23 protein-coding genes and 1 pseudogene are annotated in these 22,141 nt (G+C 66.5%); 9 read left to right on the forward strand and 15 right to left on the reverse strand.

The genetic code is table 11. The annotated features are described in order from the left end of the window. The first annotated feature begins 67 nt into the window (after window positions 1–67). Window positions 68–2,281 (forward strand): choline BCCT transporter BetT, encoded by a 2,214-nt coding sequence (betT, locus tag Q4E25_RS08130; RefSeq protein ID WP_303156233.1) that lies wholly within the window; start codon window positions 68–70, stop codon window positions 2,279–2,281. Window positions 2,282–2,322: 41 nt separating this feature from the next. Next, window positions 2,323–3,861: an aldehyde dehydrogenase family protein gene (locus Q4E25_RS08135; RefSeq protein ID WP_303156234.1), complete on the forward strand. Its 1,539-nt coding sequence runs from the start codon at window positions 2,323–2,325 to the stop codon at window positions 3,859–3,861. Here Q4E25_RS08135 and Q4E25_RS08140 read toward each other — a convergent pair whose 3' ends face one another. Beyond that, window positions 3,862–4,188 (reverse strand): YbjQ family protein, encoded by a 327-nt coding sequence (locus tag Q4E25_RS08140; RefSeq protein ID WP_303156235.1) that lies wholly within the window; start codon window positions 4,186–4,188, stop codon window positions 3,862–3,864. A 50-nt stretch (window positions 4,189–4,238) separates the two neighbouring features. Then, the gene (locus tag Q4E25_RS08145; protein WP_303156238.1) at window positions 4,239–4,940 is read right to left on the reverse strand and encodes an SDR family oxidoreductase; all 702 of its coding nucleotides are present in this window, start codon (window positions 4,938–4,940) and stop codon (window positions 4,239–4,241) included. A gap of 39 nt (window positions 4,941–4,979) precedes the next feature. Here Q4E25_RS08145 and Q4E25_RS08150 point away from each other — a divergent pair, with 39 nt between their 5' ends. Next, window positions 4,980–7,172, forward strand: coding sequence for an ATP-dependent RNA helicase (locus Q4E25_RS08150; protein WP_303156240.1), 2,193 nt, complete (start codon window positions 4,980–4,982; stop codon window positions 7,170–7,172). Here the strand turns inward: Q4E25_RS08150 and Q4E25_RS08155 are convergent. Next, a complete protein-coding gene (locus tag Q4E25_RS08155; RefSeq protein WP_303156241.1) occupies window positions 7,169–7,933 on the reverse strand; it encodes a TSUP family transporter in 765 nt (254 codons plus the stop codon). The genes Q4E25_RS08150 and Q4E25_RS08155 overlap by 4 nt on opposite strands. Window positions 7,934–7,967: 34 nt before the next feature. On the opposite strand from Q4E25_RS08155, the gene Q4E25_RS08160 reads away from it, so the two are divergent. Then, window positions 7,968–9,008 carry an AbrB family transcriptional regulator gene (locus tag Q4E25_RS08160; RefSeq protein WP_303156242.1) on the forward strand — a complete coding sequence of 347 codons (1,041 nt, stop codon included), beginning with the start codon at window positions 7,968–7,970 and terminating at the stop codon, window positions 9,006–9,008. Here Q4E25_RS08160 and Q4E25_RS08165 read toward each other — a convergent pair. Then, window positions 8,992–10,632, reverse strand: coding sequence for a DUF885 domain-containing protein (locus tag Q4E25_RS08165; protein WP_303156244.1), 1,641 nt, complete (start codon window positions 10,630–10,632; stop codon window positions 8,992–8,994). The two genes, Q4E25_RS08160 and Q4E25_RS08165, sit on opposite strands and share 17 nt — an antisense overlap. Window positions 10,633–10,647: 15 nt before the next feature. After that, a complete protein-coding gene (locus Q4E25_RS08170; RefSeq protein WP_303156245.1) occupies window positions 10,648–11,217 on the reverse strand; it encodes a TIGR00730 family Rossman fold protein in 570 nt (189 codons plus the stop codon). An 88-nt stretch (window positions 11,218–11,305) separates the two neighbouring features. Here Q4E25_RS08170 and Q4E25_RS08175 point away from each other — a divergent pair, with 88 nt between their 5' ends. Further along, window positions 11,306–12,325 carry an ROK family transcriptional regulator gene (locus Q4E25_RS08175; RefSeq protein ID WP_303156246.1) on the forward strand — a complete coding sequence of 340 codons (1,020 nt, stop codon included), beginning with the start codon at window positions 11,306–11,308 and terminating at the stop codon, window positions 12,323–12,325. On the opposite strand, the gene Q4E25_RS08180 is transcribed toward Q4E25_RS08175, so the two are convergent. Genes Q4E25_RS08180 through amn form a run of 5 tightly spaced genes read right to left on the reverse strand, consistent with a single transcriptional unit; the run spans window position 12,311 to window position 15,694 of the window. Continuing rightward, window positions 12,311–12,895, reverse strand: a complete 585-nt coding sequence (locus Q4E25_RS08180) for an HAD family phosphatase (RefSeq protein ID WP_303156247.1) — start codon at window positions 12,893–12,895, stop codon at window positions 12,311–12,313. The genes Q4E25_RS08175 and Q4E25_RS08180 overlap by 15 nt on opposite strands. Next, a complete protein-coding gene (locus Q4E25_RS08185; protein WP_303156248.1) occupies window positions 12,876–13,244 on the reverse strand; it encodes a hypothetical protein in 369 nt (122 codons plus the stop codon). Before Q4E25_RS08185 ends, Q4E25_RS08180 begins: the two co-directional genes overlap by 20 nt. A gap of 5 nt (window positions 13,245–13,249) precedes the next feature. Then, window positions 13,250–13,732 carry a ferritin gene (locus tag Q4E25_RS08190; protein WP_303156249.1) on the reverse strand — a complete coding sequence of 161 codons (483 nt, stop codon included), beginning with the start codon at window positions 13,730–13,732 and terminating at the stop codon, window positions 13,250–13,252. Window positions 13,733–13,771: 39 nt separating this feature from the next. Continuing rightward, on the reverse strand, window positions 13,772–14,269 hold the full coding sequence (locus Q4E25_RS08195; RefSeq protein ID WP_303156250.1) for a phosphoribosyltransferase: 498 nt from the start codon (window positions 14,267–14,269) through the stop codon (window positions 13,772–13,774). Between the two features lie 39 nt (window positions 14,270–14,308). Then, window positions 14,309–15,694, reverse strand: coding sequence for an AMP nucleosidase (gene amn / locus Q4E25_RS08200; protein ID WP_303156251.1), 1,386 nt, complete (start codon window positions 15,692–15,694; stop codon window positions 14,309–14,311). Between the two features lie 30 nt (window positions 15,695–15,724). On the opposite strand from amn, the gene Q4E25_RS08205 reads away from it, so the two are divergent. Then, window positions 15,725–16,498, forward strand: coding sequence for a lipase family alpha/beta hydrolase (locus tag Q4E25_RS08205; RefSeq protein ID WP_368502617.1), 774 nt, complete (start codon window positions 15,725–15,727; stop codon window positions 16,496–16,498). Here Q4E25_RS08205 and Q4E25_RS08210 read toward each other — a convergent pair. Both Q4E25_RS08210 and bioB read right to left on the reverse strand, forming a co-directional pair. Further along, window positions 16,468–16,641 (reverse strand): hypothetical protein, encoded by a 174-nt coding sequence (locus tag Q4E25_RS08210; RefSeq protein ID WP_303156252.1) that lies wholly within the window; start codon window positions 16,639–16,641, stop codon window positions 16,468–16,470. The two genes, Q4E25_RS08205 and Q4E25_RS08210, sit on opposite strands and share 31 nt — an antisense overlap. Continuing rightward, on the reverse strand, window positions 16,641–17,621 hold the full coding sequence (gene bioB, locus Q4E25_RS08215; RefSeq protein ID WP_303156253.1) for a biotin synthase BioB: 981 nt from the start codon (window positions 17,619–17,621) through the stop codon (window positions 16,641–16,643). Before bioB ends, Q4E25_RS08210 begins: the two co-directional genes overlap by 1 nt. A gap of 48 nt (window positions 17,622–17,669) precedes the next feature. Here bioB and Q4E25_RS08220 point away from each other — a divergent pair, with 48 nt between their 5' ends. Further along, window positions 17,670–18,974: a M20/M25/M40 family metallo-hydrolase gene (locus Q4E25_RS08220; RefSeq protein WP_303156254.1), complete on the forward strand. Its 1,305-nt coding sequence runs from the start codon at window positions 17,670–17,672 to the stop codon at window positions 18,972–18,974. Window positions 18,975–19,012: 38 nt separating this feature from the next. Beyond that, on the forward strand, window positions 19,013–19,531 hold the full coding sequence (locus tag Q4E25_RS08225; protein WP_303156255.1) for a hypothetical protein: 519 nt from the start codon (window positions 19,013–19,015) through the stop codon (window positions 19,529–19,531). Here Q4E25_RS08225 and Q4E25_RS08230 read toward each other — a convergent pair. Further along, window positions 19,504–19,809 carry a CHY zinc finger protein gene (locus Q4E25_RS08230; RefSeq protein WP_303156258.1) on the reverse strand — a complete coding sequence of 102 codons (306 nt, stop codon included), beginning with the start codon at window positions 19,807–19,809 and terminating at the stop codon, window positions 19,504–19,506. The two genes, Q4E25_RS08225 and Q4E25_RS08230, sit on opposite strands and share 28 nt — an antisense overlap. Window positions 19,810–19,944: 135 nt before the next feature. Here Q4E25_RS08230 and Q4E25_RS08235 point away from each other — a divergent pair, with 135 nt between their 5' ends. After that, complete coding sequence (locus Q4E25_RS08235) at window positions 19,945–21,150, forward strand: HNH endonuclease signature motif containing protein (protein ID WP_303156261.1); 1,206 nt, start codon at window positions 19,945–19,947, stop codon at window positions 21,148–21,150. Here Q4E25_RS08235 and Q4E25_RS08240 read toward each other — a convergent pair. Further along, on the reverse strand, window positions 21,147–21,815 hold the full coding sequence (locus Q4E25_RS08240) for a hypothetical protein (RefSeq protein WP_303156262.1): 669 nt from the start codon (window positions 21,813–21,815) through the stop codon (window positions 21,147–21,149). The genes Q4E25_RS08235 and Q4E25_RS08240 overlap by 4 nt on opposite strands. 23 nt (window positions 21,816–21,838) lie before the next feature. Then, a pseudogene (locus tag Q4E25_RS08245) lies at window positions 21,839–22,087 on the reverse strand (response regulator transcription factor); the annotation flags it as partial. Window positions 22,088–22,141 lie beyond the last annotated feature (54 nt).

Raw genomic sequence — 22,141 nt, forward strand, 5'->3', positions numbered from 1 at the left:
GAGAACCGGAGCTTTTTAGACACCCGAAGAATAAAATTCCTACCCCATAGCGAAAGAGGAGCACCCGATGGCGAACTTCGATCCGCACGATCCGGAAGGCCCGTCCCAACGCGGCCGGCCCCCACAATCGGGGGCGAAAAAGAGGCGAAGTTACCAGGTGCGTGCTCTCGTCGGCAGTTATAAAGCAGAGACTGGCGCGGACGTCGGCGCTGACCAAGTCGAGGTGCCCAAGCCGAACTATCCCGTTCTCATCATCTCGGGCGCGCTGATCATCGCCATGGCGCTCTACGCCGGGCTCGGCAAAGAGCACGCGGCGGCCACCCTGGGCAACATCACCGGCTGGATCGCCACCAACCTCGGCTGGTTCTACATCCTCACCGCCACCGCCGCCGTGGTCTTCGTGCTCTACATCGCCCTATCCAATGCGGGCAACATCCGCATGGGCCCGGACCACTCGCGGCCCAAGTTCAGCACCTTCTCCTGGGCCTCCATGCTCTTCGCCGCCGGCATCGGCGTGGACCTCGTTTTCTTCGCCGTGGCCGAGCCCATCACCATGTTCGTCACTCCTCCGACGGCGGATCCGGGCTCAGTCCAGGCGGCCAAGGAGGCCGTAGTCTGGTCCATGTTCCACTACGGGCTGACCGGCTGGGCACTCTACGCCCTCATGGGCATGGCCTTTGGTTACTTTGCCTACCGCCTCAACATGCCGCTGGCTATCCGCTCGGCGCTCTACCCGCTCATCGGTAAGCGCGTGCACGGGCCAGTAGGCGATGCCGTGGATGTCGCCGCCATGCTCGGCACGGTGTTCGGCGTAACCGCCTCGCTGGGTATCGGCGTGGTCCAGCTTTCCTATGGCTTCCACATCATCTTCGGATTCGAGCAGGGGCTGGGCCTGCAGTCCGCGCTCATCATTATCGCCGTGGCCATTGCTACGCTCTCGGCGGTCTCGGGCGTCGATAAGGGCATCCGCTTTCTGTCCGAGCTCAACGTCTTCCTCGCCATCGCGCTGATGATTTACATCGTGATCGTGGGCAAGACCTCCTACCTCTTCAATGCGCTCATCACCAACATCGGCGACTACGTAGTTGCCCTGCCGCAGTGGACCATGGAGACCTTCGCCTTCTCCGAGAACCAGGCGGACGTGTCCGAATGGATGCAGTCCTGGACTCTCTTCTTCTGGGCATGGTGGATTGCCTGGGCCACCTTCGTGGGCCTCTTCCTGGCGCGCATTTCCCGCGGACGCACCCTGCGCCAGTTCATCTTCGGCACCCTGACCTTCCCCTTCCTCTTCATCCTTCTGTGGATGTCCTTCTTTGGCAACACCGCGTTGGGCATGGTCCGCTCGGGCGACTTCCCCGGCTTCGCCGAAGCAGCCATTAACGCCCCGGAGCAGGGCTTCTACGACATGCTCTCGGAGTTCCCGGGCGCGGGCATCGTCATCTTCCTCACCACATTCATCGGCCTGCTCCTCTACATCACCTCCGCCGACTCCGGCGCCTTGGTGATGTCCAACTTCACCTCCCGCATCACCGATAGCCGCCAGGACGGTCCCCGCTGGCTGCGCATCTTCTGGTCCGTGACCGTCGGCGGGCTTACGCTGGCCCTGCTGCAGCTCGACGGAATCGCCACGGTCCAGTCCGCCACCGTGGTCATGGGCCTGCCCTTCGCGGTGGTGATCTACTTGGTCATGTACTCGCTGTGGAAGTCCCTGCGCCTGGAGAGCACCCAGCGCGCGGTGCGGCAGACCGCACTGCACGGCGCGGTGGCCAGCCGCACCTCGGTGGATTCCGGCGAGCGCTGGAAGCAGCGCCTCGAGAGGCTCGATTCCTTCCCCACCAAGGAACAGATGACCGCCTACATCAACGACACCGCGGCCATCGCCCTCGAGGCCGTCGCGGTCCAGTTGCGCGCCCGCGGCCACGACGCGATACTGCTGACAAGCCAGCTCCCTGAGCTCGACATCCCGCAGCTCGACCTCCAGGTCACCATGGAACACGAGCGAAAGTTCCGCTACCAGCTCTTCCCCGTCGCAGCCGACCTTCCGGACTACGCGCAGGGCGAGGACACCGAGTACTACCGCCTCGAGGTCTATGACCTCACTGGCTCCCTGGGCTACGACGTCTACGGCTACAGCGAGAGCCAAATCATCAACAACGTACTCGACCTCTACGAACGCCACATGGCCTACCTGTACGTCCAGCACGCGCAGCACGCGGATTCCGACGTCTCCGACGGCGCGGAACCGGAGCGCACCTGGCGCGAAGACAGCATTGAATCCTAAGAATCGCTACAGAATCCTAAAAACCACTACAAAGGAGAAGCATGACCTCTTTATTTGATCCGACGGCAACTGACCTTCTGGAGTCCCCCAAGTCCCTCTTCATCGACGGGCAGTGGGAGGCCTCCGTCAGCGGCGAGACCCGCGACATCATCTGCCCGGCAGACGGCAGTCACGTAGGCACCGTGGCGGAGGCCACGGAGGAGGACACCCTCCGCGCCATCGCGGCGGCCAAGAAGTCCTTCGAGTCCGGCGTGTGGTCCTCCACCCCGGCCATCGAGCGCGGCAAGCTGCTCGTGCGCGTGGCCGACTACATCCGCGAGCACAAGGTACTCTTTGCCCAGGCGGAATCCGCCGACACCGGCAAGCGCTACGCGGAGTCGCTCATGGATATGGATGACATCGCCAACGCCTTCGACTACTTCGGCACCCTCGCCTCGCACCACGACGGCCGCGTCGTCGACCCGGGCGATGAGAACCTGCGCTCGCGTATCGACGTCGAGCCCGTGGGCGTCTGCGGCCTGATCACCCCATGGAACTACCCGCTGCTGCAGGTCTCCTGGAAGGTTGCCCCGGCGCTGGCCGCGGGAAACTCCTTCGTGCTCAAGCAGGCGGAGCTCACCCCGCACACCGCGATGCTACTCATGGCGGTGCTCAAGGAATGCGGGCTTCCCGACGGCGTGGGTAACCTCATCACCGGCGCCGGCGCGCGCTGCGGCAACCCGCTGTCCCAGCACCCCGACGTGGACATGGTCTCCTTCACCGGCGGCCTAGCCACCGGCAAGATCATCGCCCGCAACGCCGCGGAGACCGTCAAGCGCACCGCGCTGGAGCTCGGCGGCAAGAACCCCAACGTAATTTTCGCGGACGCAGACTTCGATGTCGCCGTGGACAACGCCCTCAACGGCGCTTTCTTCCACTCCGGCCAGGTGTGCTCGGCGGGCTCGCGCATCGTGGTGGAGGAGTCCCTGCACGATAGGTTCGTCGAGGCCCTTGTCGCCCGCACCGAGAAGATCAAGATCGGCGGCCCCACCGATGAGCTGGCGGAAACCGGCCCGCTGATCTCGGCGGAGCACCGCGAGAAGGTTGCGGCGTACGTCGACAAGGCGCGCGAGCAGGGCGCCACCATCCTTACCGGCGGGCGCGCGGCCACCACGGAGGACTCCACCGCGAACACCGACCTGGGCAAGGGCATCTACTACCTGCCCACCATCATCGACGGCGCCACCCAGGAGATGGACTGCGTGCACGACGAGGCCTTCGGCCCCGTGGTGACCGTGGAGACCTTCACCACGGAAGAGGAGGCCATCGCGATTGCCAACGACACCGAGTACGGCCTGGCGGGCGCCGTGTTCACCACCGACGCCGGGAAGGCGGAGCGCGTGGCTCGCGGCCTGCGCCACGGCACCGTGTGGATCAACGACTTCCACCCCTACCTCCCGCAGGCGGAGTGGGGCGGCATGAAGCAATCAGGTAACGGCCGCGAGCTCGGCCCCACCGGACTGGCGGAGTACCAGGAGCTCAAGCACGTCTACCAGAACCTCTCCCCGGCGGCGTGGGATCAGTTCGGCCTGCAGCAGTAGTTAGACCGCCCGCAGCTTGACGGCGGTGCCGGTGGCCACGACGAAAAGCATGTCGTTGGCCTGGCCGATAGTCGAGTAGTCCACCGAGATGCCCACCACGGCATCCGCGCCCAGCTCGACGGCGCGGTTCCACATGTCGTTGAGCGCCGCCTCGCGGGCCTTGTAGGCCTCCTCCTCGTAGCCCGCGGCGCGGCCACCGGCGAAGCTGGCAAAGGCCGCCCCGAAGTCCTTGCTGAACTTGATGCCGGAGATGGTCTCGCCGCCGATGACCCTGAGGTACTCGGCGATCTCGTAGCCTTCGATGGTCGGTGTGGTGCTGAAAATCATCGCTGCCTCACTCTCTCACTGTGCTCTCTAGCTCTGGGTTCGGGGGCTCTCTAGCTCTGGGTTCGGGGCTTGATGGTCATGGTGTCAATGTTGACGTGGGCCGGCAGCGCGGCGACCCACCGAACCGCCTCGGCGATGTCCTCCGCGCTGAGGTTGAGCTGCCCATCGTAAACCTGCGCCGCGCGCCGCGCATCGCCGCGGAAGCGGTTGAGGGAGAACTCCTCGGTGGCCACGCGCCCGGGGTCCAGCTCGGTGACGCGCACGGTGTGGTTCTCCAGGCGCAGCGCGCGGGAGATGACGCGCACGCCGTGCTTGGCGGTGTTGTAGCCGGAGCCGCCCTCGTAGGTAGTCCACCCAGCGATGGAGCCCATGTTGATGATGAGCCCGGACTCGGACTCCTCGAGCTTGGGCATGAGCGCTTGGATCATGCGCACCGTGCCCAGCACGTTGACCTCGTACATCCACCGCCAATCCTCCAGGGAGGTCTCCACGAGCGGCTCGAGGCCCTTGGCCCCACCGGCGTTGTTGACCAGCAGATCCACCCGGTCGAGGTGGGAGACGAACTCCGTCACCGACTCATCCTTGGTCACGTCCAGCGGGTAGGCCACCGCGCCGATGTCCTCTGCGAGCGCGTCGAGACGCTCGACGCGGCGCGCGCCGATGACCACCTGCCAGCCATCCGCGGCCAGCGCGCGGGCGGAGGCCGCGCCGATTCCGGAGGAGGCACCAGTTACCACAGCTACTTTTGTCATAGGCACGATGATAAACCCCAGAAACTACACTGGAGCACCGTGCCACAGTTCAACCTTGAGGAAATCGGCGCGGGTTTGCCCGTCGCCCAGACGATTGATTCACTGCCCGCCAGCGGCCACGTGGTGGTTCAGGCGCCACCCGGCACCGGCAAGACCACCCTGGTCCCGCCCGCGCTGGCCAATCAATCCTCCGGCAAGGTCCTGGTGACGGCCCCGCGCAGGGTCGCCGTCCGCGCCGCGGCCAACCGTCTGCAGAAGCTCTCCGGCCAGCGCATCGGCTACGCGGTGCGGGGGGATTCCCGCAAGGGCGAGAAGGTGGAGTTCCTCACCCCTGGCGTGCTGCTGCGCCGTCTCATCCGGGACCCGGAGCTCAGCGGGGTCTCCGCCGTGGCCATCGACGAGGTGCACGAGCGCCAGCTCGACACCGATCTCGTGCTCGCCATGTGTCTTGAGCTGGCGCAGCTGCGAGATGACTTCCGGGTAATCGCCATGTCCGCCACTGTCGACGCCCAACGCTTCTCCCAGCTCATGGGCGGCGCCCCCATCCACGTCACCGAGGCGGCCACCTATCCCCTCGACGTTCGCTACCAGCCCATCCCGGGCAGGGCAGCGGGCACGCGGGAGTTTTGGAGGGGTGTTGCCCAGCTTGCCGCCGAGCAGCGCGAATCCACGCTGGTTTTTGTCCCCGGTGTGCGGGAGGTCAACCTCGTGTGCGAGCAGATTCCGGGGGCCTTTCCCCTGCACGGCCGGCAGAGCACCCAGGAGCAGGACGCCGCGCTCTACACGGAGGCCACCCGTGTGGTGGTGGCGACCTCCATCGCGGAATCCTCCGTCACGGTGCCGGGCGTGCGCACCGTCATCGACGCTGGTCTCAGCCGCATTCCCAAGCGTGACGCCCGGCGCGGCATGACGGGATTGGTCACGGTGTCTACCTCGAAGTCGAGCGCCGATCAGCGCGCCGGCCGCGCGGGGCGCGAGGCGCCGGGCACGGTCATCCGCTGCTATTCGGAGCAGGAGTACGAGCACTTCACCCCGCACGCCGCGCCCGAGATCCTCTCCGCCGATCTCACCCAGGCCGCGCTTTTCATGCAGTGCTGGGGCGCAGGCGAGGACTTCCCCTTGCTCGATCCTCCCCCGGCGGCTGCGCTTGCCCGCGCCCAACGCACCCTCTCCTCCCTCCACGCCACCGAGGAGATGGCGCTCATGCCCACCGATCCGCGCTTCGCGGCGGCCCTGCTCACGCACGGGGCGCAGGCGGCGAAGGTCATTGCGCAGATTGATGATTCCGACGCCGGCAGGCTCGCCCGCCTCGTGCCCGATAAGGGGCCGGTGGACCCCGGGGTGGTCATCGCCACGGCTTTCCCAGAGAGCGTGGCCAAGCGGGTGGGCGAGGAGTACTTGCTGGCTAGTGGAACGAGGGCGTCGTCAAGCGAGCACGCACCGTGGCTAGCAGTGACGGAGGTCTCGCTCTCCAATTCCGGACGCGCCCTCGTCCGCCAGGCCGAGCCCATCGCGGAGGAGGACGCGCTGGAGATCATCGGGGTGCGCGAGAGCACCCGAGCCTTCCTCGACGGGACCCGGGTGCGGGGCGTGCGCGTGAAATCCGCCGGGGCGATCGTGCTCTCCGAGACCCCGCTGAAGGTCTCCGGCGAGGAGGCTGTGGCCGCGCTGGCGGAGGCTGTCTCCCAAGAGGGCCTGGACTTCTTCCGCTTTTCCGAAAAGGCGCAGTCCCTGCGGGATAGGCTGCGCCACCTGCGCGCGTGCTACGGCGATCCCTGGCCGGATCTGGAGAAGGTCGACCCCCCGCTGCTGCGCCCGGAGCTGGAGGAGCTAGCCCACGGCCGGGCGCCGGATATGTTCCCCGCCCTGCAGCGCCTGCTGCCCTGGCCGGAGGCCACCCGCCTGGAGGAGCTCGCGCCGGAGAGGTTGGCGGTGCCCTCGGGGCGCCAGGCGCGGATCGACTGGTCGGGTGAGCGCCCGGTGGTCTCCATCAAACTGCAGGAGTGCTTCGGACTGGCGGAGTCACCCACCTTCTGCGGGCAACGGGTGCAGTTCCACCTGCTTTCCCCGGCGGGCAGGCCGCTGGCGGTAACCGATGATCTAGCCAGCTTCTGGTCCGGGCCCTACCAGGGCGTGCGCGCGGAGATGCGCGGGCGCTACCCCAAGCACCCGTGGCCGGAGGATCCGTGGAATGCCCAGGCCACCGCGCGCACGAAGAAGAACTCCCGCTAGGAGCTCAGCTGCTGCCAGGACAGGTACACGCTCATGACCACCACCAGCGCGAGCAGAGCGTAGCGGATGAGCCGTGTCCCGCCGCCGAGGACGGTGCGCGCGCCCAGCTGCGCGCCGATGACGTTGGACACCGCCAGGACGAGCGCCAAGCTCCAGAGCACGTGGCCGCCGGCGATGAAGACTACAAGCGCCCCGAGGTTGGTGCACGTGTTCACCACCTTGGCCATGGCCGCCGAGGTGAGGAAGTTCTGGGAAAAGATGGCGGTAAAGGCCATGATGAGGAACATGCCGGTGCCGGGCCCGAAGATGCCGTCGTAGAAGGCGATGCCAGCCACCGCGGCGGCGGCCAGCCAGATCCGGGAGGAGCTGCGGGTGCCCGCGCCGCCGCTGCCGAAGTCCGGCTTGAAGGCCACGAAGAGCCCGGCGGCCAGCATGAGCACGATGATGACGGGCCGCATGACGTCCTTGTCCAGCAGCGAGGCGGCAGTAGCGCCCACGGCTGAGCTGAGCATGGCCACGCCGCCGAAGACCAGCAGCTCCTTGGCCGGCGGGCGCACCTTGCGCACGAGGGTGAAGGCCGCCGAGGCCGTTCCGGAGACAGCCGCCACCTTGTTGGTGGCCAGGGCGGTGGCCGGGGCCAGCTGCGGGGCGACGGCGAGAATGAGCGGGATGAGGACCAGCCCTCCCCCGCCGATCACCGCGTCGATCCAGCCGGCCAGCGCCGCGCCCGCGGTGAGGATTGCCCAGCTTCCTATCTCCACTGGGCCATTGAATCACATTGCTAAACTCATCCGCATGTCGGTTCGCTGGTTGATTGTCGCTCCACTGTCCGTGGCGGTGGGCGCGCTCTTCAGCTATCTCCACGTGCCGGCCGCGTGGATTCTGGCGGCGATTCTGGTCTCCGGCACGATGGCCCTGGCCACCGGCAAGGACCTGCTGGTCAACAAGCATTTTTATGGCCTCTCCCGGGGGTTCATCGGCGTCCTGGCCGCCATCCCGCTCACCACGGTGCCCGCCTCGACGCTGCTGGGGGTTCTGCCCGCCGCCGTGACGGTCTCGCTCATCACCGTGCTGGTGGGCATGAGCGGCGGCGTGCTGCTGCACCGCTCGCAGCCGCGGGATATTTCCTGGGAGACTGGCATCCTCTCCATGCTGCCCGGCGGGGCCTCGCTCATGCCGGCGCTGGCCAGCGAGCTGGGGGCGGACTACCGCTACGTGGCGCTCACCCAGTACCTGCGCCTGCTGGCGATCTCCGTGAGCCTGCCGTTGGTGGTCTCGCTTCTCGACGCCCCCTCAGCCCACCACCTCGCCAGCTCCTCCGCGCCGACGCCATGGTGGGCGGTGGGCATCACGGTGGCGATTGCGGTGTGCGGCGAGTGGCTGGGCGAGAAGGTGCACCTGCCGGCCTCGGCGGTGCTGGGTCCGCTTATCCTCACCGTGCTGGTGGCCCAGCTGCTGCCGGGCTACTCGCTGGAGCCCATCGAGCCCTTCAAGATCATGGCATTCTTGTCCATCGGCTGGGTCTGCGGCGGCGGGCTCTCGGTGCCCGCGCTCAAGGCCTTTGGCAAGCAGCTGCCCGCCACGGTGCTCTTCATCGTGGTCGTGGTGGGGGTCTGCGCACTCACGGCGCTGCCGCTGACCGCCTGGCTGCACATCTCCTACTTCGAGGCCTACCTGGCCACCACGCCGGGGGCGCTGGAGACGGTGCTGGCGCTCTCCTCGGAGGGCGGGGCGGGGCCCGCGGTGGTGGCGGTGCAGATCATCCGGCTCATCATCGTGCTGGTGATCGCCGGCTACCTGCCGCAGATCCTGCGCGCGTTTAGGAAGAGAGGATGACCTCGCGCAGGATGGACATCGGCACCGAGCCCAGGGCGAGCGCCTGGGAGTGGAAGTCGCGCACGGAGAGGCCCTCGGCCAGTGCCTCGTCCCGCGTGCGCTGCCACAGGCGCTGGCCCAGCGCGTAGGAGGGGGCCTGCCCCGGCCAGCCCAGGTAACGGTTGACCTCGAAGGAGAGGTTAGCGTTATCCATCGCGGTATTCTCGCGCATGAAGGTCATCACGTGGGACTTGTCCCAGGTGCCGCCCTCGGGCAGCGGCTTGCCCAGGTGGAGGCCGATATCGGCGACGACGCGCGCGGCGCGGAAACGTTGGGCGTCATAAAGCCCCATGCGGAAGCCCGGATCATCCATGTAGCCGAGCTCGGCTATGAGTGCTTCGGCGTAGAGCGCCCAGCCCTCGCCGTGCCCGGAGTTCCAGGTCACCGCGCGGCGCCAGAGGTTGAGATCCGGCTGGGTGAGCGCCATGCCGATCTGCAGGTGGTGGCCCGGCGCGCCCTCGTGGTGAACGGTGGTCAGCTCCTGCCAGGTGTGGAAGAGCTCCTGGCCCGCCGGCACGGACCACCACATGCGGCCCGGGCGGGAGAAGTCATCGGAGGGCGCGGTGTAGAAGATGCCGCCGGTGCCGGCCGGGTCGATGCAGCACTCGATGCTGCGCACGGCCTCGGGGATGTCGAAGGCAGTGCCGTCGAGCTCCGCAATCACGCGATCAGCGGTGCTTTGCATCCACTCGCGCAGCGCCTCGGTGCCGTGCAGCTGGTAGCGCTCCTCCCCGTTGAGCTTGCGCATCGCCGCCCGCACAGAGGGATCGCCGTAGAGCTGGGTGGCAATCTTCTCCTGCTCGGCCTTGATGGTGCGCACCTGGTCGAGCCCCCACTCGTAGGCTTCGTCGAGGTCCACGGTATCGCCCACGAAGAGCTTGGAGAAGCGCTCGTAGCGCTCGCGGCCCACGGCGTCCTCCATGGGCGCTTGGGTCTGCAGCTCGTTGGAGAGCCAGTCGGCGAAGTGCCCGAAGGCCTGCTTGGCGGCCTCCACCTCGGGGCCCTCGATGCCCAGGTCATCGAGCATGGAATGGGTATCGGCGAGGTTCTCGCACTGCACGAAGACCTCGGAGATCTGGCGCTGCGGGGCGATGAGCCCGCGGGAGGCCGCCTCGATGAGGGACTCCTGGTACCCGGCCAGCGCGTCCTTGACCTTGGACAGGCGCGAGCGCAGCTCCTCGCTGCCCTTCTCCATGAGCATGAGCGAATCGCGGATGGTTTGCACCGGGGAGGCGATGTTGTTGAGGCAGCGGATGTCCTCGCCGGCGTGGTGCAGGTCCAGCTCCAGGCAGAGCCTATCGCGCAACACGGCGGCGGTGACGTAGTCGACTTCATCGAAGTCATCGTCATCGTCGGACTCGTCGGTGGTGTCATCGAGCGCATCAAGGTCCGCCAGCATCTCGCGCGTGCGGTCCGCCACCGCCTCGTAGTACTCGGGGGAGAAATCCTCCAGCTCGCCGTCGTAGCCCGGAATGCCCCAGGCGGTGGCGTCGGTCGGCGTTAGCTCTGCGAGGTCGTGGACGAAGTTATCGCACGAGGCATCCAACAAGGAGGGTTCACGGGACGCGGTCTGCTCGAAACTCATAAAGGCGAATTTTAGCTAATGATCGCCCCATTTGGTGCCCGGGTTGGCCCATGTGGCGAAACGATCGAGCACCTCGGCGGGCGCGGGCGCGATAACGAGGGCGTCGACAAAGCGCTCCTGCACGAATCCGCGCTCGGCCATGGCGGCGAACATACTGTGGAAGGGGTGCCAGAATCCGTCCACGTCCACCAGGCCGATAGGGCCCGTGACGTGCCCTAATTGCTGCATGGTGAGCACCTCGGCGAGCTCCTCCAGGGTGCCCGCACCGCCCGGCAGGCAGACGAAGGCATCCGCCAGCTCCTCCATCCGGGTCTTGCGCTGGGCCATGGTGTCCACCACCTCCAACTGGGTGATGCCCGGGTGGGCCAGCTCGAGGTTGAGCAGCTGACGCGGGATGACGCCGATGACCGTGCCTCCCCCGGCCAGGCAGGCGTCGGCCACGATCCCCATGAGGCCGACGTTGCCCCCGCCGTAGACCAGGGTGAGGCCGCGGCGGGCCAGCTCCTGGCCCAGCGTGCGCGCTGCCTCCGCATAGCTTTCCAGGTTTCCCACGGCGGATCCGCAATACACTGCTACTGATTTCATGGGCTCCAGCTTAACCATGCCAGATTTTCAGACTGCACAGTTTGGAAGTGCTAGACAAAGCAGTCTGTATTTATTTATACTGGTGCCCATGCACACACCCGGACCCGTGTTCACTCGGCCACGCACGCCCGCGGCTCAATGCCTGCACCTCGTGCGCCTCAACCCGATCGTGACGCGGAACGAGCTGGTCGAGGCCACCGGGCTCTCCCAGCCCACGATCACTCGCGCCACCGCCGCGCTCCTGCGCTCCGGGCTCATCCACGAGCGCCGGGATCTCACCCGCTCCCAGGGCCGGGGCCGGCCCACCGTGCCCCTCGAGGCCAGCGAGAACGACTGGATCCTCGTCGGCATCGCCGTGGGCACCGCCTTTACCCACATCGGCTTCTACGACGTCCTCGGGCGCACCCTCAAGCGCGAAAACATCGCCACCCCCGTCGGCTCCGATCACGTCGAGCACATCATCGCCGGGGTCAACCGCCTGGCCACCGGCCTGCCGGGGCGCCTCGCCTCCATCGGCGTGACCACCTCCGGCACCGTGGACGCGAATAACCTGGTCACCGCGCCCAACCTGGGCTGGGAGGCCATGGACATCGCCAGCGAGCTGCGCTACCACTTCGCCGTGCCCGTCGTCGTCTCCTCCGTCATCCCCGCCATCCTCGGCTCGGAAACCCAGGCCGCCCTGCACAACGAGCACACCGCGCTGCTCTACGCGGACGACTCCGTGGGTGCCGCGCTCTCCCGCGGCGACGAAGTCCACCCCTACCCGCTGGACGACGCCCACTCGCTGACCACCCACGCCATCCTCTCGGCCTCCGGCTGCGACTCGCTGGCCAGCGCCTCCCGCCCCCTCCTCGACGAGCGCGCCCGCCGCCTCGGGCGCATCGCCGCGCAGCTCATCGAGGAGTTCTCCCCCTCCACGCTAGTGGTGGCCGGCGGGGCCTTCCTCGACGACGCCTCCGCCCCAAAGCTCTTCGCCGCCACCGTGCGTGCGGCCGTCGGCCCCGAGGTGCAGCTGCGGCTCATCCCCTCCTACTCGGAGATCGTCCGCGCCGTCACTCGGGCCATCGCGCTGGATCCCCTCATGCGTGAGCCGCTAGAGCTGGCTTAATACAGTGTCCGGGCCTTGAAAAAGGTGGGCGTCGAGCCCCGCAGCCTGTGCCCCGGCCACGTAGCTCGGGGTGTCGTCAAAGAAGAGGGTGTCCTTGGGGTTGGCCCCGAGGGCGTCGACAGCCACGCGATAGGCCTCCAGCTCCGGCTTGGCCACCCCGATGTCGCAGCTGAACGTCACCGCGGCGCAATCCTCCAGCCAGGTGTGCTTCTCGCGCACCCGCTGCGAGAGCGTGGTGGGAATGTTGGAGAGGATGCCCACGCTGTAGCCCTGGCCGATGAGCTCGCGCAGCAGGGTGACCATGTGCGGATCCGAGTCTAAGAAGGGCTCGGTGTCGAGCTCGATGGCGCGGCGGACGTCGAAGTCCGAAAGTTGGGCCACGGCCCCGATGCGCTCCCAGTAGCGGACATCGCTGATCGTTCCGGCGTCGTACGCCGGGCGACACTCCTGATAGGCCTCCCAGAAGCGCTGGGGATCCGGCGGTGCAAGGAAGCGCTCCAGCTCCGCACGCTGCTCCGCCGAGGCGAGGCGCATGAGCACGCCGTAGAGATCAAAAAGTAGCTTGACCATGGTGCCAGTGTATCCGCTGACTCAGCACACCCAGCGCGCCGATGATGGTTCCCCCGATGAACAGCGGCAGCACCGCAGTCGCCTCCGAGAAGGGCAGGGCCCCGATGGAGACGATTGCGCTGACCAGCAGAATCCCGCCCACCGCGAAGAGCGACTTGCTCAGCGGGCTGCGGGCCACCACCGCGCTGCCACACAGGACCACGCCCGCGAAGGGCCCCAACATCAACGCCGTGGCGAAGAGGAAGGTGCCGACGGCCACGTAGCTCGCGGCCAGCTTCACGCCGACCACCAGCGCCACGGCCAGCACCACGAGGCTGCTGAGCAGAGTAATCGAACGGGCGGTGTTCATGAGGGTTAGCGGTTGGCCAGGGCCTCGTCGATGCGCAGGAGGCCGGAGCCGTCGTTGCCCACCAGCTTGATCTGGTCGACGATCTCGGAGACCCTGGACTCCTCCTCAATCTGCTCGTCGAGGAACCAGTTGATGAGGGTGCGCGAATCGAGATCCTTGACCTCGTCAGCAGTGCGTGCGATCTCACGGATCTGCTCGGAGACCTTCTGCTCATGGGCGTAGGCCGCCTCGAAGGCGTCGAGCGGGGTGGCCGCCTTGTGGGAGCCCACCGGGATATCGCTCAGCTCGACGCGGCAGCCGCGAGCAAGCAGGTGATCCGCGATCTTCTGCGCGTGCATGTGCTCTTCCTCGGCCTGCTTGTAGAACCAATCGCGCATGCCCGGGAAGGAGAGGTTATCCATCTCGTAGGCGAGCTGGGTGTAAATCATCGCCGCGCCGTGCTCGTGAATGACCTGATCATTAAGGAGGGTTTGCAGCTTCTCGTCCATGGTGCGTTGTCCTTTCTCTCGATTCCCCACCAGGGTACGCTAGTGGCCTTCCCGGTAGGAGCCGTCCGCGGTGATCACCGGCAGCACGGACCACGCGAAGTTGATCCACAAATCGGTCTTCTTCCAGGAAAAATCCGGCTCGAAGATGGTCTGCGGCTTGGTGTAAATCACCGCGGACTTCACCTCGGAGGCGGTTTCTTCCAACAGGTTAACCACCAGCTCCAGGGTCTTGCCAGAATCGGCCACGTCATCGACCACGAGGACCTTCTTGCCCGTCAGCGAGTCGGTGTCCAGCTGCGGGTTGAGCAGGACGGGCTCCGGAAGGGTCTCGCCGATGTCGGTGTAGAACTCGACGTTGATGGCGCCCATCGCCTTGAGCCCGATGGCGTAGCCAATCGCCCCCGCCGGGATGAGCCCGCCGCGCGCCACGCCGACGATGAGATCCGGGAACCAGCCCGAATCAACGATCTGCTGGCTGAGGTCGCGGCTGGCCTCACCGAACAATTCCCAGGTTAGATTTTCGCGTTCTGTGCTCACGGGACTCTCGCTTTCGCCGAATTTTTCCCTTTAGCTTAGTTACCGGAAGGGCACCTCGGCGACAGTTCTGCGCAACTTTCGGGTGTGCAGGCGCTGCGGGTTTTCCGCCAGGGACTCCACCGCGCGCACCGCGCACATGACGTGTGCCTCCTTGGAGTTGGAGTAGAAGGCCTGGGCCTGCGCCGGCAGCTTGGGCACCGCGTGCAGGGGCAGATCGGACACCGAGAGCAGCGTGCCGTAGGGAACCCGGTAGCGGTAGCCGTTGGCCGCCAGAGTGCAGGATTCCATGTCCACCGCCACCGCGGTGGAGTGACGCAGCCACTCCCAGAGATCGCGGGCGGTCTGCCACTCCCAGTTGCGATCATCGGTGGAGAGCACGGTGCCGGTGCGCATGAGGGACTTGTCGGAGCCATAGACCTCGTTGACGGAGGCCTCGAGCATGCGCTGCACCTCGGGGATGGCGGGGATGGGGTTGCCGGTGTCCACCACGCGGTCCATGATGTGGTCCTGGCGCTGATAGGCGTTACCCAGGATGAGATCGCCGATGCGCATGCGCCCGTCCAGGCCGGCGCAGTGTCCGATCATGATCCAGGCCTCCGGGCGCAGCACCGCCAGCGCATCCGTAATGGTCTTGGCGTTCGAGGGGCCCACGCCGATGTTGATCATGGTGATGCCATCGCCGGCCTCGGTGACGAGATCGAAGCGCGGCATCTGGTAGCTGGAGTTGAGGGGGACATCGTCAAGCGTGGCCTCGGCGTCCGTGATGACCTCCCCGGAGGGCAGCACCAACGCCGTATAGCGCGAGTCGGTGGCCAGCTCGCGCAGGCCAAACTTCACAAACTCCGTGGTGTGCATGGCGTAATTGGTAAAGAGGATGTACTTCTGCACCGTCTCCACCGGGATGCCCGTGTAGTGCTCGATGCGCGCGCAGGCGATGTCGAAGCGCTGCGGCCCGAAGTGAAACAGCGGCATCTCCTTGCCGTGGAAGGCCTTCCACTCGCCGTCGATGATGGCGTCGTGCACGGCGTCGAGGGTGGGGCGCGGGATGGATCCGCGCTCCTCCGGGATGGTGCCGCCGATGTACTCCGGCGGGATTTGCTCGCTGGACTGGCCCACGTAGATATCGCAGGGGTAGTTCTCCGTGAGCCGGGTGAGCTGCTCGGTGAGGTAGCCCTTCATGAGCGCGGGGCGGGAAATCTTTGCGGAGTACCGGCCGGCGTGATCGACGTAGCCGAAGGGCTCGGTGCGGTCAATGGGGCGCCACTCGCGCACGTCCACGGTGATCTTGGGGTAGACCACGTGGCGGTAGGCGTCGAAGTCGCCGGAGGCCAAGACCTTGTGCGCGAGTTCGCAGGAGGTCTCATAGAGCTCGATGAGGCGAGCCACAGCCTCGTCGACGGTGGGGACATGCTGCAGGTCAGTCATGCTCGCGAGTCTAACCTTTAGACTGGCCCCATGGATCTCCCACTTGGCGCACGCATCAAGCCCCGCGGCATCTTCGAGGACGAGTGGTCTGCTGGCCCCAGCCCGGCGCGCCCCTGGCCGGTGATCCTCATCCACGGTACCTGCGATACCAAGGGGATCTGGCACAAGCTTGGGCCCCAGCTGCGCCACGACGGCTGGGCTGTCTTCGCCCCCGACTACGGCCTGCGCGCCACCCAGCCGCTGGCTGAGTCCGCCCGCCAGCTCGGCGCCTACATCGAAGCCGTCCTCGCGGTGACAGGCGCCGAGCAGGTGATCCTCGTGGGTCACTCGCAGGGTGGATTGCTGGCGCGCTACTGGATGCGGGTCGACGGCGGCGCGGCCAAGGTGCGCCACCTCGTGTGCCTGAGCGCTCCCAACCACGGCACCACCGCCGGGGGCATCGCCAGCCGCTTCGTGCGCACCGAGCGTCAGGAGGACGTCATGCGCTCGCTGATCGACGCCTGGTTTGGCCCCGCCGGCATGGAACAAGTCGCTGGCAGCGAGGTGCTGGCTGCCACCAACCGCGACGGCGACCTCGAGGAGGGCGTCACCTACACGTGCATCGCCACGCGCTCGGATGCCGTCGTGGTTCCTCCCGAAACCTGCTTCCTCGATTCCTCCACGGGCGCGGTGCGCAATATCTTCGTGCAGGACTACGACCGCCGCTCCATGGTCGCCCACGAGGACATGCCGCTGGACAGGCGGGTGCGAGCTATCGTGCGCACTGCCCTCGCTCAGATTTCCCCGGCCCAGATCTCCCCGTGACGCGAACAGCGCGCCGTCCAACTATCGGGGCGGACCTGCACCACCATGCGGCGCCCGCACTCGGAGCAGTAGCGCGGGACGTCGAGGCTGTCCGGGTCCAGCTCGACCTTGTCCGTGGGCTTTCCGTTATAGGGGTTAAACACTACAGCGCCTTGATAGGCAGGTCGATGCGCCCGAGCATGTCGACGTCCTTGTTAATCCTGCGGCCCAGGGTGGTCAGGTAGTTGCCCGCGATGATGGCGTTGATGCCTCCGAGCAGGCCTCGCTCCGTGCCGTCATCGCCAAGCGCGAGCTCCCGGCCGCCGGCGAAGCGGAGGGTGACGGAGGGCATCGCCAGGCGGAAGGCCGCCACCGCGCGCAGGGCCTCGCCGAGCGGGACCAGCGGGAGATCCTCGAAGGGGGTACCCGGGCGCGGGTCGAGGAAGTTCATGGGCACCTCGCAGGGCTCCACCTGGGCCAGCTGCCAGGCAAACTCCGCGCGCTGCGCGAGGGACTCGCCCATGCCGATGATGCCGCCGGAGCAGACCTCCATGCCCACCGCGCGGACGTTATCGAGGGTCTGCTGGCGCTCCTCCCAGCTGTGCGTGGTGACCACCTGCGGGAAGTAGGAGCGGGAGGTCTCCAGGTTGTGGTTGTAGCGCTGCGCGCCCATGTCCTTGAGGCGCTGCGCCTGCTCCAGGCTTAGAGTGCCCAGCGAGCAGGAGATCTCGATGTCCACCTCCGCGAGGATGGCCTCGATGGCCTGGCCCACCTGCTCCAGGAGGTTCTCATCCGGGGACTTGACCGCGGCGACGATGCAGAACTCCGTGGCCCCGGTGGCGGCCGTCCTCTTCGCGGCCTCCACCAGCTCCGGGATGTTGAGGCGGGTGGCGCGCACCGGGGAGTCGAAGCGCCCGGATTGGGAGCAGAAGTGGCAGTCCTCGGGGCAGCCGCCCGTCTTGATGGAGATGATGCCCTCCACGGAGACGTCCGGCCCGCACCACTTCAGGCGGGTCCGGTGGGCGATGTCCGCGATCTCCTCCAGCTGCTCGTCGGGCACCTGCAGGACCTCGAGGATTTCCTCCTGGCTCAGGCCGATGCCCTGCTCCAGCGCTTTCTCGCGTGCAATCTCAATAATGCTCATGAATGGAAACAGTACTTGAACACCGTTCAAGGCGGTATGTTTTTAGCCATGACGCTTTACGAGACCACCCTTGACCTGATCCAAGAACTCATCCGCAACGCCTGCGTCAACGACCTCACCCCCGACTCAGGCCACGAGGTGCGCAACGCGGACACCCTGGAGAAGTTCTTCGCTGGCAGTGGCGTGGAGATCGCCCGCTACGAGTCTCATCCCGGCCGCGTCAGCCTCGTGGCCACGGTTCCCGGCGATCCCACCAAGGAACCGCTCACCCTCATGGGCCACACGGACGTGGTGCCCGTTGACGAGTCCAAGTGGAGCAAGCCTCCCTTCGACGCACTCATCGAAGACGGCAAACTTTACGGCCGCGGCGCGGTGGACATGCTCTTCATCACCGCCTCGATGGCCGCGGTGACCCGCAAGGTCGCGCTCGAGGGCAACCCCGGCGGCACCCTGGCCTTCGCCGCGCTTGCCGACGAAGAAGCGCGCGGCGGCCTGGGCTCCCAATGGATCGACGCCCATCACCCCGAGGCCTATTCCCTGCGCAACTGCCTCTCTGAGACCGGCGGCAGCCACCTGCCCGGCGCGCTGGGCTTCAACGTGGGCGAAAAAGGCGCAGGCCAGCGACGCCTCCACGTGCACGGCGACGCCGGCCACGGCTCGACGCCCTACGGCAAGGACTTTGCCATTGTCAAGATAGGCGAGGTAGCCCGGCGCATCGCCGCGGCCGAGCCGCCCGCCGCCATCAACGAGGTGTGGCAGGACTTCGTCTCCACCTTCCGCTTCGATCCGGAGACAGAGGCCACCCTCCTGCGCGGCGAGGGCGACTACTCCGCCTTTGGCAACCTCGCCGCCTACGCGCACGCCTTCTCCCACACCACGATCTCCCAGACCGTCCTGCGCGCCGGCGAGGCCATCAACGTGCTGCCCTCCCACGCCTACCTGGAGATGGACATCCGCCCCTTCCCCGGCCAAAGCCAGGAGGAGCTGGACGAGTTCCTGCGCGAGGCCCTGGGCGATCTCGCCGAGGAGGTGGAGATCGAGCACCTCATCACCGAGGACGCCACCCAGTCCTCCACCGATACCGCCCTGTGGCACTGCATCGAGGACACCGCCCACGAGTTCTCCCCGGAGAAGAAGGTGCTGCCCGTCCTGGCCACCGGCGGCTCCGACCTGCGCGTGGCGCGCCGCCGCGGCGGCAACGCCTATGGCTTCGCCCTCCACGCCGAGGGCCGTGACATGGCCAGCGCGAATTCCCAGCTTCACAGCCACGACGAGCACCTCTATCTGGAGGATCTCGAGCTCACCGTCGCCGCATACGACTCACTGGTTCACAGGTTCCTCACAAGCAACTAGGGTTTCGCTGGGGCCGAGGGCATGGCACAATGTGGCGCATGACTTTTGCACGCACCACCGCCCTCGCCTCCGCCGCGCTCGTCCTCGGTCTGACCGCCCCGGCCGCCTCCGCCGACATGGTGGACGATTACCTGGCCAAAGTGCCCGCCGGCCAGATCTCCTGCGAGCAGGCCTCGAAGTACTACACCAACGCCTCCGACTACAACTCCAAGAAGTCCCAGGCGCTCGCCGCCGCCAACTTCCACCCGCGCGGCGCCGAGATCCGCGATGCCATCGCGCGTGCCGACGAAGCCATTGCCCGCTGCAACCTGAATGGACAGCCCGCTCCGTCCCCTCAGCCCGCACCCGCTCCTGCTCCTGCTCCTGCCCCGAAGCCCGCACCCGCTCCCGCTGAGAACTCCCGCGTGATCCCGGTCTTCTCGCAGCCGGGCCAGCCCACTATCGACGTCGCCGTTCCGGGCACGGACATCGTCCTGCGCGTGCCCAACGTGCAGGAGCTCATCAACGCCGCCCTGGCGCAGTTCCAGGATCAGCTCGCCGGGCTGTCCTCGAAGTAAATATCCGCGTGCAGCGAGCACCCCGGGTTAAAGGGGTGCCCGCAGCCCGGACACTCATAGGCCGAGTACGTCGCGTAATCCATCTGCTGGCCACACACGCCGCACATGACGCACGTCTCGGCCTTTGGCATGCGCCCAAACGGGTGATCGCGAAGCTCCGCGTGGCACTGCGCGCAGGCGAACCATTCCTGGCAGGTGGCGCATTTGTTCGCCACGACGTCGACAAGCGAATGCCAGTGCCTGCAGCGCCCCTCCGCATCGATGGATCCGTGAATCATGCCCCCACCCTAGCCTGCCGCCCAATTCTCCCGCTTGAGCTGCGCGTTTGAGTGCCCCACAGCGCATGTCCGGGACATGTTTTATAGTGGTGTTCGTACGTTAGTTCTAATCCGTATCTTCTGGAAAACGCCACCGTGACCGCCCCCTACTTTTCCCATACCAATCCAGATAATGCCACCGCAGCAGCGGCGGCCCAGCTGCGCCGCGCCGAGCTCGCGTTCTGGGCCGCACACCTTCCTGAGCTCGACGCCGATTTCGAACTAGTTGCCCAAAAGATGTACAACGCCACCGGCGTGAATGAGGGCAGAGTCAAAGAAATCTTCCTCGCCCTCTACCGCCTAGAGGAGATGCCAACGTTGCGCGCCTTCCAGGAGGAGCATCACGTTCTTGACCTCGACCGGCTCATCGCCATCAACAAATCCCTGGACAAGCTGGGTACTCCCCTATCCGGCGCGCTGGAGCGCATCGACGAAGCACTCACCGCCTACCTGCGCCCCCGGCGCCCCAACCAATCGCCGCCCACCCGCGCGCACATCCGGCGCAAGCTCAACGACCTCATCAACCTCGAGGACAACACCATCGCCCTCAAGGACCCCCGGCGCCGGCCTCACTACGCCATCAACCAGCTCGGCAGCATGACCTCGGAGCTCTCGCTGACGGCGAGCGCGGAGGTGATCGCGGCCGCGGACAAACATGTGCGCGAAGTGGCCAAGCGGGAGGAGATCTCCGTGGAGGAGGCCGCGTTCAAACTGCTCACGGGTCAACTTAAGCCCCAGCCCACCGTGGTGCTCAACACCTACCGCGCGAGCGACGTCCCAAACGCACCGACGTTCATCCAGGGCTACGGCTGGGTCTCCAGCTCCTGCCTTCCCACCGCGGGATCCCGCGAGCTGGACCCAGACCAGGTCACCGAAAGCTACGTCACCCCGCCCACAATGGCCGCGTTCATCGAGGGGATGGACGGGACCTGCCGCTACTCCGGCTGCAACGAGCCCGCGGAGAGGTGCCAGAAGGACCACCGCATCAACCACGCTGACGGCGGGCCCACCACTCCCGCCAACCTAGCCAGCCTGTGCCAGAGCCACCACAGCATCAAAACGGACGGCCGGGCCTTTTACATCATGGACCCGCTCACCAGGGACGTGTACTGGCTCTTCGAGGACGGCACGTGGACCGTCACCGAGCCCACCGGGCCGCTGGCCCCGAAGAACAAGCGCTGGGTGCAGACCTTCGGCCAATGCATCGACGCCCGCCGCGAGCGCGCGCACCAGGAAGCACAGAAACTGCGGGAGGAACTGCAGGAGGAACTGCAAGAAGAGCTGAAGGAGGAGCAGCCCTAAGGAATGATGCCGACGGAAACCTCGTCACGGATGGTGTTGTACAGGTCAGTGTCACCGTCCACGGCGACGAACTTTCCGTGCTCGACGCGCAGCGTCACCCGGCCGCGCTCCGTGATGCCCTCGGCCGTGGCACCGCCGCGGCGGCCAAACGTGGCCTCGATGGTGGCATCGTCGACGACCGTGACGTCCTCGATGCTGTCGGCGATGATGCCGCGTTCCTCCACGGGGTAGGAGCCGAGCCAGACGATGAGGCCGTCGGCAATCGACGCCCCCGTGCCCGCGGGACCGTTGACATCACCGAGCGAGCCCCTCAGCACGGAGAAGCTGATCTTTGCGCAGGGGTCGTAGCCACCCTCCTCGACCTTGTAGTAGAGGCGGGGCACGATGTCGTCGCCAGTGGCGGTCGCGCCCTCAGCGCCGTAGTCATAGCGCTGGTGGTAGTGGGGACGCGAATCCTCGCACTCCTGCTGCTGCTCAGTGACGGTTTCGGTGACGTGTTCGGGCTGCTCTGCTGCCTGTTCGGTGGTCTGCTCAGTTGTCTGCTCAGTCGTGGCCTCGGCCTGCGTGGTGAACCCGGGCTCGGGCGCTGATTCCTGGCTCGACTGCGAGGAACAGGACACCAACAGGGCGGCACAGAGGGGAAGAACAAGATAGGGCTTATTCATACCCGCAGGCTACACCAAGCGCACTAAGCGTTCGCCCGCAACCACGTAAGCACGGCCTTGACACGGCGGTTCTCATCACTGGGACTAAAGCCCAGCTTCATGAAGACGTTGGCGATGTGCTTGCTCACCGCGCCCGCCGTGAGCACCAGCTCCGTTTCGATCTCGCGGTTGCTGGCGCCGCGGGCCATGAGGGCCAGGACCTCTCGCTCGCGCGGGGTGAGCTTTTCCAACCGCCGGGAGGACAGCAGCGTGGCCACCACATCCGGGTCCACCGGTCAAGTCCTGGGTAGTGGTGTATCTGGTTTCGAATCTTGGTGATTAGTTGT

The sequence above is a fragment of the Corynebacterium sp. genome, assembly GCF_030532325.1.
Lineage (GTDB): Bacteria > Actinomycetota > Actinomycetes > Mycobacteriales > Mycobacteriaceae > Corynebacterium.

Coding starts and splice junctions, on each gene's coding strand:
- betT (WP_303156233.1), top strand. CDS start 68: ATGGCGAACTTCGATCCGCACGATCCGGAAGGCCCGTCCCAACGCGGC.
- Q4E25_RS08140 (WP_303156235.1), bottom strand. CDS start 4,188: ATGATTTTCAGCACCACACCGACCATCGAAGGCTACGAGATCGCCGAG.
- Q4E25_RS08225 (WP_303156255.1), top strand. CDS start 19,013: ATGACTTTTGCACGCACCACCGCCCTCGCCTCCGCCGCGCTCGTCCTC.
- Q4E25_RS08230 (WP_303156258.1), bottom strand. CDS start 19,809: ATGATTCACGGATCCATCGATGCGGAGGGGCGCTGCAGGCACTGGCAT.
- amn (WP_303156251.1), bottom strand. CDS start 15,694: ATGACTGACCTGCAGCATGTCCCCACCGTCGACGAGGCTGTGGCTCGC.
- Q4E25_RS08165 (WP_303156244.1), bottom strand. CDS start 10,632: ATGAGTTTCGAGCAGACCGCGTCCCGTGAACCCTCCTTGTTGGATGCC.
- bioB (WP_303156253.1), bottom strand. CDS start 17,621: ATGAGCATTATTGAGATTGCACGCGAGAAAGCGCTGGAGCAGGGCATC.
- Q4E25_RS08170 (WP_303156245.1), bottom strand. CDS start 11,217: ATGAAATCAGTAGCAGTGTATTGCGGATCCGCCGTGGGAAACCTGGAA.
- Q4E25_RS08175 (WP_303156246.1), top strand. CDS start 11,306: ATGCACACACCCGGACCCGTGTTCACTCGGCCACGCACGCCCGCGGCT.
- Q4E25_RS08190 (WP_303156249.1), bottom strand. CDS start 13,732: ATGGACGAGAAGCTGCAAACCCTCCTTAATGATCAGGTCATTCACGAG.
- Q4E25_RS08135 (WP_303156234.1), top strand. CDS start 2,323: ATGACCTCTTTATTTGATCCGACGGCAACTGACCTTCTGGAGTCCCCC.
- Q4E25_RS08160 (WP_303156242.1), top strand. CDS start 7,968: ATGTCGGTTCGCTGGTTGATTGTCGCTCCACTGTCCGTGGCGGTGGGC.
- Q4E25_RS08185 (WP_303156248.1), bottom strand. CDS start 13,244: ATGAACACCGCCCGTTCGATTACTCTGCTCAGCAGCCTCGTGGTGCTG.
- Q4E25_RS08220 (WP_303156254.1), top strand. CDS start 17,670: ATGACGCTTTACGAGACCACCCTTGACCTGATCCAAGAACTCATCCGC.
- Q4E25_RS08240 (WP_303156262.1), bottom strand. CDS start 21,815: ATGAATAAGCCCTATCTTGTTCTTCCCCTCTGTGCCGCCCTGTTGGTG.
- Q4E25_RS08205 (WP_368502617.1), top strand. CDS start 15,725: ATGGATCTCCCACTTGGCGCACGCATCAAGCCCCGCGGCATCTTCGAG.
- Q4E25_RS08145 (WP_303156238.1), bottom strand. CDS start 4,940: ATGACAAAAGTAGCTGTGGTAACTGGTGCCTCCTCCGGAATCGGCGCG.
- Q4E25_RS08180 (WP_303156247.1), bottom strand. CDS start 12,895: ATGGTCAAGCTACTTTTTGATCTCTACGGCGTGCTCATGCGCCTCGCC.